Annotated in this window: 9 protein-coding genes; 6 read left to right on the top strand and 3 right to left on the bottom strand. The window is 48.0% G+C overall.

All coding sequences use genetic code 11. From position 1 onward, the window contains the following. Positions 1-733: 733 nt before the first annotated feature. Both QUA43_RS09965 and QUA43_RS09960 read right to left on the bottom strand, forming a co-directional pair. Positions 734-3,520 carry a TIGR03960 family B12-binding radical SAM protein gene (locus tag QUA43_RS09965; RefSeq protein ID WP_333373408.1) on the bottom strand — a complete coding sequence of 929 codons (2,787 nt, stop codon included), beginning with the start codon at positions 3,518-3,520 and terminating at the stop codon, positions 734-736. 143 nt (positions 3,521-3,663) lie between these two features. Next, on the bottom strand, positions 3,664-4,014 hold the full coding sequence (locus tag QUA43_RS09960) for an STAS domain-containing protein (RefSeq protein WP_333373405.1): 351 nt from the start codon (positions 4,012-4,014) through the stop codon (positions 3,664-3,666). Between the two features lie 384 nt (positions 4,015-4,398). On the opposite strand from QUA43_RS09960, the gene QUA43_RS09955 reads away from it, so the two are divergent. Then, entirely contained in the window at positions 4,399-4,593 is a 195-nt protein-coding gene (locus QUA43_RS09955; protein WP_193975465.1) for a hypothetical protein, read from the top strand. Between the two features lie 475 nt (positions 4,594-5,068). Here the strand turns inward: QUA43_RS09955 and QUA43_RS09950 are convergent, their stop codons facing one another. Beyond that, positions 5,069-7,897, bottom strand: coding sequence for a PAS domain S-box protein (locus QUA43_RS09950; RefSeq protein ID WP_333373403.1), 2,829 nt, complete (start codon positions 7,895-7,897; stop codon positions 5,069-5,071). A 1,137-nt stretch (positions 7,898-9,034) separates the two neighbouring features. Between QUA43_RS09950 and QUA43_RS09945 the strand changes: the two genes are divergently transcribed. The 5 genes from QUA43_RS09945 (at position 9,035) to QUA43_RS09925 (ending at position 14,822) form a co-directional block, all read left to right on the top strand. Continuing rightward, positions 9,035-9,760 carry a DUF502 domain-containing protein gene (locus QUA43_RS09945; protein WP_333373401.1) on the top strand — a complete coding sequence of 242 codons (726 nt, stop codon included), beginning with the start codon at positions 9,035-9,037 and terminating at the stop codon, positions 9,758-9,760. A 272-nt stretch (positions 9,761-10,032) separates the two neighbouring features. Then, a complete protein-coding gene (nusB, locus tag QUA43_RS09940) occupies positions 10,033-10,665 on the top strand; it encodes a transcription antitermination factor NusB (RefSeq protein WP_333373398.1) in 633 nt (210 codons plus the stop codon). Between the two features lie 121 nt (positions 10,666-10,786). Further along, positions 10,787-12,544, top strand: a complete 1,758-nt coding sequence (gene ftsY / locus QUA43_RS09935; RefSeq protein WP_333373395.1) for a signal recognition particle-docking protein FtsY — start codon at positions 10,787-10,789, stop codon at positions 12,542-12,544. Positions 12,545-13,105: 561 nt separating this feature from the next. Beyond that, entirely contained in the window at positions 13,106-14,593 is a 1,488-nt protein-coding gene (locus QUA43_RS09930) for a PP2C family protein-serine/threonine phosphatase (RefSeq protein ID WP_333373392.1), read from the top strand. Next, a complete protein-coding gene (locus QUA43_RS09925; protein ID WP_333373389.1) occupies positions 14,583-14,822 on the top strand; it encodes a hypothetical protein in 240 nt (79 codons plus the stop codon). Before QUA43_RS09930 ends, QUA43_RS09925 begins: the two co-directional genes overlap by 11 nt. The last annotated feature ends 172 nt before the right edge of the window (positions 14,823-14,994 follow it).

The following is a 14,994-nucleotide window of genomic DNA, read 5'->3' as shown; positions in this document are numbered from 1 at the left end:
TTTACTCCACAGATGAATCTGGGACATTGAACTAGAGTCTAAAATCTAAAATTTTTGGTTTTCCACGAATTAAGTCGGGGGCTTATTTCCGTTTTTTGACGAGTCAGTCGATTTTAGATTTTAGATTTTAGATTTTAGGTTTGAGATTTACTCCACAGATGAATCTGGGAGATTGAAATTTAATCTAAAATCTAAAATTTTTGGTTCTTCACGACTTAAGTCGGGGGCTTATCTCCGTTTTTTGACGGGTCAGTGGATTTTAGATTTTAGGTTTTAGATTTTAGATTTACTCCACAGATGAATCTGGGAGCTGGAACTTTAATCTAAAATCTAAAATTTTTGGTTCTCCACGACTTAAGTCGGGGGCTTATCTCCGTTTTTTGACCCGCCAAAAACATCTATTGTTGAATACCCGCTGTGCGGTTTGAACCGTGAGATTTTTGAATAAGCCGACCACCGACAACCAGTCGATCGATCGAAATTAATCGCTAAATTTGGTTCAGACCCCGCTCCTGCGGGTTTGGCGCTAGATTTAGCCCGTGAATGTACAACAAAAAGGCTTGAAGTCTTGAACAGAAGCAATTTGCACCCAGCCCGCGTTGCTGGTTGACGAGGGCGGCGAGCGACTAAAGCGCTCGAGCCGCCGCGGCTTCCATAACAAGCGATTATAGCGTGAAACGACACATCCCGATCGAGAGCCGAAGGTGAAATATTCCACCACGGCTTCCCTATTTTAACCATAACCCAGGATTAGCTGACTACGCTCAACCTGTAGAAGCTGAATTTCCTGCTGGCTGACTTGTTCGAGCATGAACACAATATGTTCTGGCTTGAGCAAGTTGCCGTCGCTGCGACAACTGCCGGTAAAGCGCAAGACGGCTTTACCTTCGGATGTAGCACCACAGGCAGAGGTGCTGCTGTCTGGTTTCTGTTCTACAAGTTCTAGTTTGTGCAGCCGATCGCGCAAATTGACATCCTGCGTCTTTCCCGACTTAGTAGTATGCACCCGCCAAAAAGCCTCGGTTTCGGCGATCGTCTTGACCCAAGCTTCCCAGTTGGCATCAGGAGCCACGGAGACAGGAGCAGAATTTTCATGGTCTAATTCGCCATTTTCTGTCAACGAGTCCCCTACAGCCACAGTAATCACGTACTCCGCTGCTTCTAACAACTGGTTAGCAGAAGGAGCCTTGAGATCGATCGACTCAACCTTGTAAATCGGAATATTTTCCGGCAACTTAGCGGCCAACTTTTCCCGAAAACTCTCAATATCGATCGACTCAGTGAGCTCAAAGTCGGCAATTTCCCCAGTGCTGGTAACGCCCAGAGGCAGAGCATTTGCCAGAGAAATCCGAGGGTTCGGGTGAAACCCGCCCGTAAACGAAATCGGCAAATCTGCTCTGCGGACTACTCGATCGAACAATCGGATCAAATCCAAATGACCAACCAAAGCCATATCGCCCACCTTCCCGAACCAAACCCGCAAACGCTGTTTCCGCTCCGTATTCGGGACAAACTCCCCAGCAAACTCAGGAATTGGCAGCGCATCCACAACCACATTGTGTCCGAAATCAGTGCCACAAACCCCGCAGCGCGAACACCCTTCAAAGGAACAGTCGGGAACCGTCGCTGCTTCCAAAGCCTTTTGCAAGTCAATTTTCAGCCAGTTTTTGTCGATTCCCGTATCTAAGTGATCCCAAGGCAAGGCCTGATCGAGAGAGAGAGGGAGAGAGGGGGAAGGGGAGAGGGGGAGATCCGGAGAATTGGAAAAATCTTCCTTGATTTCTCTTCCTTCTTCCTTCTTCCCTCTTCCTTCTTCCTTCTTCCTTCTTCCTTCTTCCTTCTCAAAAAGATTCCACTCGCCGCTTTCGACTTGGCGGTATTTCCAGGTAAGGCCCGACTCATCTATGGCTTGAGTCCAAGCTTTGTAAGCCTGATCCAAGCTTTCCCACCACGCATCCATACCCGCGCCAAGTTCCCAAGCGCGGCGGACTACAGCAGCCAAACGTCGATCGCCCCGTCCGACAAAATCCTCCATTGCCGAAATCCGCACATCAGTGTAATTCACCTTGACGCCCCGCATCCCGCGAAACTCTTCCTTCAGGAGTTTTTGCTTGCGGGAAAACTCAGCAGTAGAAACCGAGTGCCACTGAAAAGGAGTGTGAGGCTTAGGCGTAAAATTAGAAATTGTCAAGTTAAAATTCAGTCCCCGCCTGCCATCGATCCTGCATTCCCTGTGCAGCCAGCGGACTGTTTCGGCGATGCCGAGAACATCCAAATCTGTTTCTCCCGGCAAACCGATCATAAAATACAGCTTGATTTTATCCCAGCCGCGATCGACCGCAGTTTTGACACCCCGGAGCAATTCTTCGTTGGTCAAACCTTTGTTAACGATGTCGCGCATCCGCTGAGTACCAGCTTCCGGTGCAAAAGTCAAACCGCCTTGTCGCGTACCGCCGAGAATGTCGGCAATATTATCGTCAAATCTGTCAACCCGCTGGCTGGGTAGAGACAGAGAAATATTTTTATCTTTCAGGCGATTTTTGATTTCCATCCCGACTGCTGGGAGTGCCAGATAGTCGGAACAACTCAGGGAAAGCAGGGAAAACTCGCTGTGCCCGGTGGCTTGCATCCCCTGTTCGATCGCCTCTACGACTTGCTGCGGTTCGACATCGCGCGCTGGGCGAGTCAGCATTCCCGGCTGACAGAAGCGACAGCCGCGGGTGCATCCCCGGCGGATTTCTACTGTCAGTCTGTCGTGTACTGTCTGGACGTAGGGAACCAGGCCGATCGAATAAGCTGGTATGGGAGTTGCCACGCGGCGCAGAATTCGTTGTGGAACTTGCGGGCGGTTGGGATGAACCGAACCGTCGGCCGCCATATCGTAGAATTGCGGGACGTAGACGCCTGGAATTTGCGCTAAATCCAGCAGCAATGCTTCTCGGCTCAAATTATTTGTTTTGCCTTCTGCCAAAATCAAGCCAATTTCTGGCAGCAATTCTTCTCCATCTCCCAAAGCGATGAAGTCAAAAAAGTCAGCGTAGGGTTCGGGGTTAGAAGTTGCCGTTTGCCCGCCAGCAAAAATCAGCGGCATTTGACCGTTTTGGTCATTTGTCGCTCTTTCTTTCCAAGTTAGGGGAATGCCGGCTAAATCCAGCATTTCCAGAATGTTTGTGGCTCCGAGTTCGTAGCTGAGGCTGAAGCCTAGAATATCAAATTCTGTGAGCGATCGCCTGGATTCTACCGCAAACAGGGGAGTTTTGGTCGATCGCAGTTTTGCTGCCAAGTCTGGTGCGGGCAAATAAGCTCGATCGCACAACTGCCTCGGCAAAGCATTCAAAATGTTGTAAAGGATGATGTGCCCCAGATTGGAAGCACCAACTTCATACACTTCTGGGTAAGTAAGAACCCAGCGCACAGAAGCCCCGTCCCAAGGCTTGTGCGTAGATCCCAATTCGTTTCCCAGATAACGAGCAGGCTGATTAATGTCTGCTGTAAGTAATTCTTCGACTTTTACTGCCACGGCTCGACTCGCTAAATATTTGCGACTCTTAAGCAGCCTACCTTAAAATCTGCCAACACGCCAACGACAGTCGTCTGTCTTTTCGGGCATTTAACCGAATTTGCTGTGTTTTGTTGCCTGTTCTCGTCGCCCAGGAGGCTCTATCAGTGTTGTTTTACGCAGGAGTTTTCGGCTTCAAAGCTATCGACATTTTCAACTATCTCAAAAACTCGATCGAGTTGACTGAGTTCCAGAATCATCCTAATCCCGGGGGATACCGAGCAAATACTAAACCTGCGCCCCATTCTTTTCGCCTGCTTGAGGCCCGAAACCAATGCCATCAAACCGGCACTGTCAATAAATGTTACTGCGCCCAAATCTACGAGTACCGCTACAACCCCGGGGGCTGCAATTGCTGTGATGAGTTCCCGTCCGAATTCTCCGGAAGTGGCTGCATTCAGGTGGTCTAGGGGTCGAATCACCGTAATTGGTTTATGGGCAAGAAGTGTCTGCATATGTCAAACCTATGATTGCTACGTATTTTCAACTACTGCGCTGGACGGATGTAAGCCTAAACCTACTTGATTACTCTGAGACTAACTTGCTCTGAGGGAAATCGACCACTTGTTTTCAGTGATTTTACTGAATCTTTATTTATTGACTCTTTTTTATGAAATTTTGTGCAAGATTTGCGGAGGAAACGTAAGCTACTATACTAATTTTTTATCTAGGCTAGCAAGTTGAGTCTTGAGAATTCTAAAAAATGCGATCGACTGTCCCCTGGCTGTTAGATAAAATTGAATAATGTAATTGAAATCACTTGTTAGTTCTGATTTAGATCACGCGCGCGATCGACTGTTCAGATAATAATTAAATTGTACGGAGTTCTCCGAGCTACTATGCAAGCAACCTATGCTATTCGTCATCTTGTAGAAAAAGCCCTCTACATTAAGCAGTTAACGCCTGACATTGAAAACGAAATCAACTACGAGCTCACCCGTTTGGGCTACATCTCGGATATCGATTATGAGGCTTTAGAGTTATTAATGGATGAAATGGATGCCGGTCGGGTGCAACTGGTATCTAGTCGATAGTTGAAGCCAGGGCCCAGAAAAATCCAAGATCGACACAAAATCCTTGTAGGGCGGGAAATAGAGGAGTGCGAGAAGCATTGACCCCGACACGGCATTTTTCAATTGAAGCACGTATTTGCTGAACTTGATATTTGAGGAGATACAGTTAATGACGATCGTCCGTGCAACTCATACAATTTTAGATTTTAGATTTTAGATTTTAGATTTTAGATTTTAGATTTTAGAAGTCGGACTACTGATGATTATCAGGGTTTGGAACTTGTCTACAGTTGCATTTCTTTGAGAAACTGCTATCTGTATCAAAAATTACCAAATTTGAGGCAAATTAAATTTATAACTGTTGGGGCTTGACAAGTTAGCTAGAGTTGTGATTTCTACTAAGAAAAACGTTGTTCTGCCGAATTTTCCGATCGCTCGAATGCAAGAAAATTGATGTGTAGTTACGACATCCGTCATGGCGGAGTCAATCTAAAATCTAAAATCTAAAATCGTTCGATCGCGCCGCCAAACTTGCCACCACCGCCACCAACTCAGCAGGCTCGATCGGTTTGGGTACGTAAATTTGAAAACCTTGCTGCAGCGCCCGTATCCGTTCCTCTACCCTACCAACCGCCGTGAACGCCAAGGCCGGAATTTCCCTGTCCACCATCCGCGATCGCACTTGCCGCAGCAGAGCCTCTCCATCAGGGGCCTGCATCTCGATATCGATCGCCAACACATCCGGATTCAGCCTTTCAATCGCCTCCAGGGCAGCCATTCCAGAGCTAGCAGTCTCCACCTGAGCTCCGCAATCTTCGAGCACTGTACAGGCAAAATCCAGGGAATCGGCGTCGAGAGCGATCACCAACACCCGCACTCCAGAAAGATTGCTGCTGACAAAAGACTCCTTTACAGGAGCTCGCGCCTTGCTTTGAGGAATCGCCCACTCCCCGAGTCCAGTAACAGACAATCCGCCGTCGCAATGATGCTGTTGAATTGGCAATTTCACCAAAAACCTCGAGCCTTTTCCCTTCCCGGCAGATTCGGCTTGCACCGTCCCCCCGTGCATTTCCACAAAATGCCGTACTAGGGCCAAACCCAAACCCAATCCGTTGTACGATCGCCTTATAGAGCTGTCAGCTTGGCTAAACCGCTCGAAAACGTGCGGCAAAAACTCTTCTGAAATCCCTTGTCCAGTGTCGCTAACCTCAATTTCGACACTAGCGGGCGACAAATTTTTACAGCAAGCGGATTCCTCACGGGCAAAAGTCCTCTCCATCTTCCGCACCTCCACCCTCACCTGCCCGCCATCGGGAGTAAACTTAATCGCATTCGACAGCAAATTCCACGCCACCTGCTGCAAGCGGCCGGCATCGCCAAAAATCCGCCCCACAGTTGGATCGAAATCCGTCACCATTTCAATATTTTTGGCGGCAATCGCGGGCGCGAGAGTATCGATCGCAGCCTCAACAGTCGAAATCACATCCACCCACCGCAAATTCAGCGACAGTTTCCCGGTAATAATCTGCGACACGTCCAGCAAATCCTCGATCAGAGTTGCCAGCGATCGTGTATTGCGGTCGATCGTTTCCAGAGCCCGAACAGTCGTTTTTTCGTCAAACTTGCGGTTTCGCAGCAGTTGCGCCCATCCCAGCATCGCATTCAGCGGCGTCCGCAATTCGTGGGACAAAGTTCCCAGAAACTCGTCTTTAATCCGGTTCGCCCGCGCCAATTCCTGGGCTCGATCGTGTAGTTCTCTTTCCAACTGCTTGCCCACCGTCAAATCGAGAATAAAAGCCACAGATTCTTGTCGCTTTTGTGCCAGCAAAACATATCCGATCAACACCGGAATCCGGCTGCCGTCTCTCCTCCAGAATTCCTTTTCGTAGGGAGTGCAAGCCCCCGTTGCTTGTGCCTCTGCCATCCCCTTCTTGTCGAGAGACTGGTACTCCGGCGGCGTGATGTCAATCGAGTTTAATTCCCCGCGCTGCAACTGTTCCCGCGTGTAACCAACTATCCGCAAAAATTCATCGTTAGCCTCGATGATACCGCCGTTCACATCCCCGAAGATAATTCCCATCAAGTTAGCTTCGGCTAACATTCTCAGCTTTTCTTCGCTAGCTTGGAGTGCAGCTTCTGTTTGCTTGCTATCGGTAACGTCTTGAATGTAAGCCGACAAACCAGAATCGGAAGGATAAAAACGCACCTTCAACCACTTATTCCATAACGGCACAAATTCTTCATACTCGATTGTTACCTTTTCTGCTAATGCTTTGGTAGCCATTTTGTAACACTGTAAATCGACCGCCCAGGGAAATATCTCCCAAACCTTTTTACCGATCAGTTCAGCTTGTGACTTGCCTAAAAGCTCTTGAGCTTTTAGGTTGACATAGGTATAGTTCCAATTTAAATCTACTGCGATAAAAGCATCGGTAATGCTTTCGAGAATGTTAGTAATTTGATCGTTTGCCGATTGCAGCGCTTTAGCAGTTTCTTCTGCTTGCAACCTCGCTGCTTGTTCGCGGGACAAAGCGGCAGCGCGTTCTTGTTCTGCCTGTTTTCGATCGCTAATATCGATGTAAGAACCGATGTAACCTGCAAAAGTGCGATCGGGCCTGTACCGGGGTACGCCTGTACCCAAAACCCAGCGGTATTCCCCGTCATAGCGTCTCAGGCGGCATTCCAGCCGATACTCGTTGCCAGCTTTGAAGGCTTTTTGGTAAATATCCAGACATTCTGGCAAGTCATCTGGGTGCAAGTTTTCCATCCAACCCGTGCCAATTTCTTGCGCCAAAGTTCTACCGGTAAACTCCAGCCAAACTTTGTTAAAGTAATCGCCAAGTTGGTCAGTGTTCGACATCCAAATCATTACCGGCGCGGTATCCGCCATAATCCGAAATCGAGCTTCGCTTTCCTGCTGCTGTGCTTCGGCTTGCTTGCGCTCGTTCCGTTCTTGAACTTCCCGCAGGGCCCGCTCAATCGACGGCACTAGGCGTATCAAACGGCGTTTGAGAACATAATCAGTAGCGCCGCTTTTCAAAGTTTCGATCGCCACTTCTTCGCCCAAAGTAGCCGAAACAAAAATAAACGGCACTCCCGGACAAGTAGTGTGGGCGATTTCCAATGCAGCTATCCCGTTAAAACAAGGCAGCATATAATCTGCCAAAATAATGTCAAAACGTTGTTTTTCCAGTGCCGTGGCAAAGTCTTCTCGAGTTTCCACACACACCAGAGAAAATTGGAGCCCGCCATCCATTAGATATGCCTCAATCAGTTCGGCATCTAGGGGACTGTCTTCTACTAAGAGGATACTGAGCGTTTTCACAAAAATTCCTTTTACTTAAATATTAATGATCCGACACAAAATTTGATCGAGCTGCGGCGGGTTAAGTTAAGCCCAAAAAAGTCTTGCGTTTTGAATCGCCTAAAAAAATGTAAAAATTAATTGGTTTCCTGAGTTGAGCATTCACATCTCAATTCTAACTTCTCATCAAGTCTATTACTGCTTGCTGCGAGGTGAATCCCCCCTCTGACTTGATTGGCTAGTACGCTTGTTTTTCCTTCACTTTCGTCTGCTTCCAAGGAATAGGCACGGCTGGAATCTTGCTTCTGTTTAGCAGTTTAGCTATACCCTGTCGAACAAATAGTTTCGCGCTTCTGGCTAGAAACAACTAGCTATATAGTAATTTATCTCGCTTCTACTAAATACTGCTACCTCGTTTGGCAGATTATTATTTTTGTAGTGATGCCCGAGTTAATTCTATATTGCTTTGCCGCTCCTATCAAACTCGAATTCGCTTGAATTCTGCCCTTATTTCGTGAATATCGATTAATCCTGTCAAAAAAAGTCAAAGTTGCTGGTCTGTCTGCTTTACTTTTTGCCGGAGTTGCCTACCATGCAACAGTTGCAACCGAGATCACAGTTGGCTTTTCGAGCGCTGTCCACCATCCAAAATTACCCTCATATACTAATAACACTGGTTACGCTGCATCTATCTTTAGATAGACTTTTGCCCTGACACTGCACTCAACCTGCATAGGTTGCCCTGAATTCGGTAGAACGAAGTGCCACCCAGCCGAAAATCTGAGAAAGCTCGATCGACCAATTAATTTCGGATACAAATCACAGAAAATTTTATTTGGACTCGCTACACTTCGACTCCCAGGCAGCCTCTGACCGATCGGCTTATTGATTTATCCCGCGCCAAATTGTCTTAAAATATACAATACGGTGAGCTGCTGCACAGCCCGCATATATTAAAACTAAGCGCCAACTTGCAATAATTCTTTAAAATAAAGGTACAGCACCGGCGATCCCTAACTCTTCCCCCTCAGAAAGGGTAGGGTTTAGCAGAATTGAAGACGATCGTCTATGGTGACTTCCAGTAAAGCCCGTGCAGTTGCTTTAGTCTCAGGTTTATTCAGGTTATTGGCAACCAGTTACGAGGAGATTTGACCCGCCGTGCTCCAACGCATCAAACAAGACTTAAAAAACGACCTGATCGCAGGACTATTGGTAGTGATACCCTTAGCTACCACCATCTGGCTGACAATTACCGTCGCCAGTTGGGTGATCAATTTTCTGACCAAAATTCCCAAGCAGATCAACCCTTTTGACGGACTCCACCCGATTTTGGTGAATCTGCTAAATCTTTTAGTAGGGCTGGCTGTACCCCTGCTGAGCATTTTAGTCATCGGCTTAATGGCCCGGAACATTTTCGGCAAGTGGCTGCTAGACTTTGGCGAACGGCTGTTGCAGGCAATTCCCCTAGCCGGTTCGGTTTACAAAACCCTCAAACAACTGCTGGGAACCCTCCTCAAATCAAATGACAAATTTCGCCGCGTGGTGTTAGTGGAATATCCCCGGCGGGGAATCTGGACTTTAGCATTTGTGACCGGTACGATCGAGAGTAACGATATCCCGCCTCACCTTTCCGGTGAAACCCCGATCGGCATTTTCATCCCCACCACTCCCAACCCCACCACCGGATGGTACGCTATAGTCCCGGAGGCAGATTTAGTCAATTTGTCAATGTCGATCGAAGATGCCTTTAAAGTCATCATCTCTGGCGGCATCGTCAACCCCAACAACTCAATTGCAGCAACCCCCGAAAACATCAAGGGCAAAACACTCGAACCCTTGGTATCCGAATCAAGATACCAGCCTGTCCCAGTCGAAGAAGAGTGAACCAAGACATCTTTAGTCGCCCGTAAGACCGTGTAAACTTTCCCCATAGCAGATAATATTTCGACAAAACCAGCCCAAACCGAGAAAGCCTATACTCAGAAACCCGGTTTCTAGCATAAATCTTAGGTTTGACAGCCAAGTATCTGTAAACTACCCGCCACTGGCGAGTCAGGCGGCTGGTCTTGTACCGCTTTTAGTCGAGTTTTCTGCTAAAGTTCAAGTCCGCACGCGATCGAAAAACTTCCTAAATTCTCAATTCCTATCTAAAAATTATGAAAAAAGCCCGCGAAACAGCACGCGAACTCGCACTCCTCGGCATCAGCCAACTGCCGACGAATCCAGAACTCTTAGAAGCGAAGAAACTGCAAGATGTTCTCCTCGCCGCCATCCGTACCCTGACCACAGAAGTTCAAGAAGCCCTAGAAGCAGCAGCATCCGAAGTGCAGCGGAGTAGCGACAAACTGCTTGCCAGCGAAATCCGCGCCTCCGATATACAAAGTGCTAGAACAATGGTGCGGGAAGCAGTCGAACTCACCCAAACCGCAATCAACCGTCTCGGTTCAGCAATGGAGTTTCCAGAACTGATCCAGCTAGCCAACCAGCAAGATGTCCGCACCTATGCTTTGCAAATCCTGACGAAAGTCAGCGCCAACCGTGTTCAAATTGATGAATTGCTCTCGGAAGCGCTTGTAGACTGGCAAATAGAACGGTTGGCCCGGATCGATCGAGATATCATGAGAATCGCGATCGCCGAAATGCTATATCTCGGCTTACCCGAACAAGTCAGCGTCAACGAAGCCGTCCAACTGGCAAAACGCTACAGCGGCGACGAAGGACATCGCTTCATCAACGGAGTCCTCCGCCGAGTAGTCGATAAAATCAACGCAGAAGTTGTTAGTCCGTAGTCCTTAGTCAGTAGTCCTTAGTCAGCAGTCATTGGTCATTAGTGATTGGCAATCCGCAATCGGCTCTACACTAGGGACTGAGGACTAATGACTAATAACTATTCTCTATTCCCCATCAACTATGGTATTTAATTGGTTTCGTCGCCAGTACAGCGAAAGCAAATCTTCAGAAACAGAGGCAACCCCCGAACAGCCGCAAGATGAGTCGGCAAAATCCGCACCGGTTGAGCCTCAAACTGATGCAGCAGAGCAAGGTTCTCCTGCTGTAGCCGAAGATTATCTCAATTGGGCAAAAGCTGCTTACAAAAATATTCAAAAACAGCAAAAACCCGAAACAGAAGTTTCTGAGACAGCAGCGCCCGATGTTCCAGCAGCCGAAGCAGAAATCGCGGCAGTTGCAGAAGTTGCAGAACCGGCGAGTATTGAAGCAACGGAGGCGATCGAACTTGAACCAGCATCCACAGCACCAACTGTTGCAGAAGTTCCAGAAGTTGCAGCACCAGCAACAGTTGAAGCAACCGAGGCGATCGAACTCGATGCAGCCAACCCAGCAGAAATTGCAGAAACTCTGCAACCCACAGCCGGGGCAATCGACATTGCACCTATTGCTCAACAATTAGAAGTTACAGCAGAAAATATAGAAATTGCCGAACCTGCAACAGAGGTTGTAGAAACCGAATCACTCGCATCCGACGGCGAAGCAGCCGAAGCCCTGCCGTTTTGGGCCAGAGCTCAGGCCGATCGCATGGAGCGCATCGAACGCCTCAAAGAAACCGCCCTTGAAGAACCAGAGGTAATTGCAGCCGCCGCCGAGAGAGCGGCAATTATCGAAGAAATTCCCGGTTTCGCCTTTGACGAAGGCTTCCTGTGGTCCTCAGAAATCTTAGCCAGTCAAGGCCGCCGCCCAGACCAAGTATCAGTCGAAGAAATCACTTGGCTGCAAAAACTGCGGAAAGGCTTAGAAAGAACGCGCCGCAGCTTAATTAATCGACTAAAGGCGATCGTCGGTCAAGGCCCGCTCAATCAAGACGCAGTAGCCGAAATTGAGACTTTGCTCCTGCAAGCCGATGTCGGAGTCGCAGCCACCGACATCATTATCACGCGCCTCCAAGAAAGACTCACACAAGAAGTGCTGCCACCAGAACAGGCTCTAGCCTACCTGAAAACCATCCTGCGGGACATTCTTGACGCTCCTTGTGCCGAAACCGCCGCCGGCAATCCCGCCTACAGCCTGACATTTGCCCCGGAAAAAGACACTTTTAACATCTGGTTAATCGTAGGAGTCAACGGTGCGGGCAAAACTACGACGATCGGCAAACTTGCCCATATTGCTCAAAAATCCGGCTACAAAACCCTAATTGCCGCCGCCGACACTTTCCGCGCCGCCGCCGTCGAACAAGTGAAAGTTTGGGGTTCCCGCAGTGGGGTCGAAATTATTGCCAACCCAGGGAAAAATACCGATCCGGCTGCTGTCGTGTTTGATGCGATCGCCGCCGCCAGCGCCCGAGGCACAGAACTCCTGATCGTAGACACCGCAGGCCGCCTGCAAAACAAAAAAAATCTGATGGACGAATTAAGTAAAATCCGTCGCATTGTAGATAAAAAAGCCCCAGGCGCTACCGTAGAATCTCTACTGGTCTTGGATGCCACACTGGGTCAAAATGGTTTGCGACAGGCAGAAGTGTTCGCAGAATCGGCAAAATTAAGCGGAGTAGTATTGACAAAACTCGACGGTTCTGCTAAAGGTGGTGTTGCCCTAGCAGTAGTGCAGCAACTTGGTCTGCCAATCCGCTTTATTGGAGTGGGGGAAAGCATCGAAGACTTGCGTCCGTTTTCTAGTTACGAATTTGTGGAAGCCCTACTCGATTTTAGATTTTAGATTTTAGATTTTAGATCGATCGGGTATCTGTGGTCGTCCCGATTTTTGGAGGCGGATACAGAGGTTCAAAATCTCAAATCCTTAACCTCAAACTACCATCGCAGGACTTGCGCCACCACGGGCGGCGAGTGAAAACTAAATACCTAGAAACAATACCTTCCCCCTGTTCTTGCTGGGTTGGGTTTAAAGCGCCAGTAGTGTGTCAAATTAAGCTCAAATTTAGTATCAGTCTGCTGTCTGATTGCACAGTCTTCCCAATACCCCTGACCCTCCCCTTAAGAAGGGCGACAGCAAATGGTTAAAGTCCCCCTTCTTAAGGGAAGTCGCTGCGGTCTTGGGGCCACCCAAGTAAAGCAAGCGACGTGGATTTAGGGGGTATCTAAGGTCAGCTATAAACGAGATTTCTGAAGAATTTTAGACTTAAGTTGATACTAATGTCCTAGTGCCCAACTTACTCGATCAAACCAAACTACTTGCTCGAAAAAAAAACGGGTTTCTGTTCAAGTGGCCCGTAAGTCCTCAATCATTACTCCGTCTAAGATCGAAAATCACAAATTTAAAATGACTGCTGTGCCTTTGCCTCGCCCCTCACCTCAACCTGCTGACCGCCCTTCGGGTCGCAATTCCACCGACGCGACGCCAGTATTTGCCCTCAAAGAACTGGTGGCGCGTTTGCACCGATATCAGCACAACGTTCAAGATATGTTGGGTTCGCTGGGATTTGCCCTGCGAAGTTTTAACAATCTCAACCAATTTTTGGAGTTGGTGCCTTTGGTGGCGACTCGCGTTACGGACGCCGACGGGGGAGCTTTAGTGCTGTTCAAACCCAACGGTCAAGTCAGGTTCCAGCAGTTGCATTGTCAGGAAGGACGGCAGTGCCAAGATATGCGAAAAGCGCTGGAAATAGCCACCAGGCAAGCTACAGCAGGTGCGGGCGCTACTGCTGGATCTTTTTCGGAAACCCCTGGGCAAACTTCTAGTCTAGACTTGCAAGTCGGTCGTTATTTGGGCCCGGATGTTCATTTGTTTGGGGCGCCAATTTTAGTCAACAATTTGGAACGCGGGCGGCTTTATGTTTTTAGCAGTGATCCGCAATATCTCTGGACTCCCAGCAGACAGAAATTAGTTCGGTTGGTGGCGGATCAAACCGCCGTGGCTATTTGCAAAGACGAACTTACTGTTAAGTTGGCGGAAAAAGACCGCTTAGACAGAGAGTTAGAAATCGGGGCGGAAATTCAATTGCGGCTGCAACCCCGTAGTTGTCCGAAAATTCCCGGCCTTGACGTGGCCGCCCGCTGCCAAACTGCTAGCAGAGTCGGCGGAGATTATTATGATTTTATTCCCGCTGACTATGACCCGATCGGCAAGGAAAATGAGGGGGAACACCCCCCATCCCTGATTAAGAATCTCAAGTCAAAAATCGACAAGGGCCGCTGGAGCATTGTGATCGGCGACGTGATGGGCAAAGGAGTACCGGCTGGCCTGTTGATGACGATGACACGGGGTATGCTGCGGGCGGAGGTTTTGAACCGCCACTCGCCGTCGAGAATTTTGCAACATTTAAACCGGGTTATGCACGCGGATTTGGAAAATTCCCACCGTTTTGTGACTCTGTTTTATTCGGAGTATGATCCGAAAACTCGCGTTTTATCTTACAGCAATGCTGCTCACCACCCACCTTTGCTGTGGCAAGCTGCAACTAATTCGATTCTTCAGCTTGATACTTTGGAGGGGATGTTAATTGGCCTGGATGCTGATTCGCATTACCAAGAAGCTCAAGTGCAATTGCAGCCAGGAGATACTATTATTTATTACACAGACGGATTTACTGATGCTGCTAATCAAAGGGGCGATCGGTTTGATGAGGATAACTTGACCTCGGCTTTTCAGTGGGCTTGTCAAAATTATCAGCAGTCTGAAGAAATTTTGGATTATTTGTTCGATCGCGTACACCAGTTTATCGGCATCGGCAATCGTAACGAAGATGACATGACACTGGTTGTACTTAGGGTAACACCTTTAGCAGGAGAAAATCACCATGATAGTTAATTTAATGCCGGAAATTACTGCTGGATTAACCAGTTCCATTACTTGGAACGATGTCGCTCATGTGGTAGTTTTGAAATCTCATTTGAGTTCGACGGTGGTTTTGGCTCAAAGTTACGAAATTTTTACTAATTTCCAGAAAGCTTGGAACCATTTTGTTTCGACTGGTCAAATAGCAGCTTTTTTTATAGGTATTTTTGTTGGCTGGTTCTTGAAAGGGATTTTTCGTTAGAGTTCTTGTCGCATAAGCTATCGGAAAGAAATTTAAGATTGAAAAGGTTTGTCGCTAACCCAAACTTCACTTCTTTGTGATGCAGCAAAAGTTTCACAATTTTGTAGTCCAGACTTCAGTTTTTTCTGGTCAAAAGATGTATAAAAAGTTTGTAGTCAGGAGTTGAGTTTTT

It is taken from the genome of Microcoleus sp. N9_B4, assembly GCF_036701635.1.
Classification (GTDB): Bacteria; Cyanobacteriota; Cyanobacteriia; order Cyanobacteriales; family Microcoleaceae; genus Microcoleus.
This window is presented reverse-complemented; position numbering and strand designations above follow the sequence as displayed.

Coding starts and splice junctions, on each gene's coding strand:
- QUA43_RS09960 (WP_333373405.1), bottom strand. CDS start 4,014: ATGCAGACACTTCTTGCCCATAAACCAATTACGGTGATTCGACCCCTA.
- QUA43_RS09955 (WP_193975465.1), top strand. CDS start 4,399: ATGCAAGCAACCTATGCTATTCGTCATCTTGTAGAAAAAGCCCTCTAC.
- nusB (WP_333373398.1), top strand. CDS start 10,033: ATGAAAAAAGCCCGCGAAACAGCACGCGAACTCGCACTCCTCGGCATC.
- ftsY (WP_333373395.1), top strand. CDS start 10,787: ATGGTATTTAATTGGTTTCGTCGCCAGTACAGCGAAAGCAAATCTTCA.
- QUA43_RS09930 (WP_333373392.1), top strand. CDS start 13,106: ATGACTGCTGTGCCTTTGCCTCGCCCCTCACCTCAACCTGCTGACCGC.
- QUA43_RS09925 (WP_333373389.1), top strand. CDS start 14,583: ATGATAGTTAATTTAATGCCGGAAATTACTGCTGGATTAACCAGTTCC.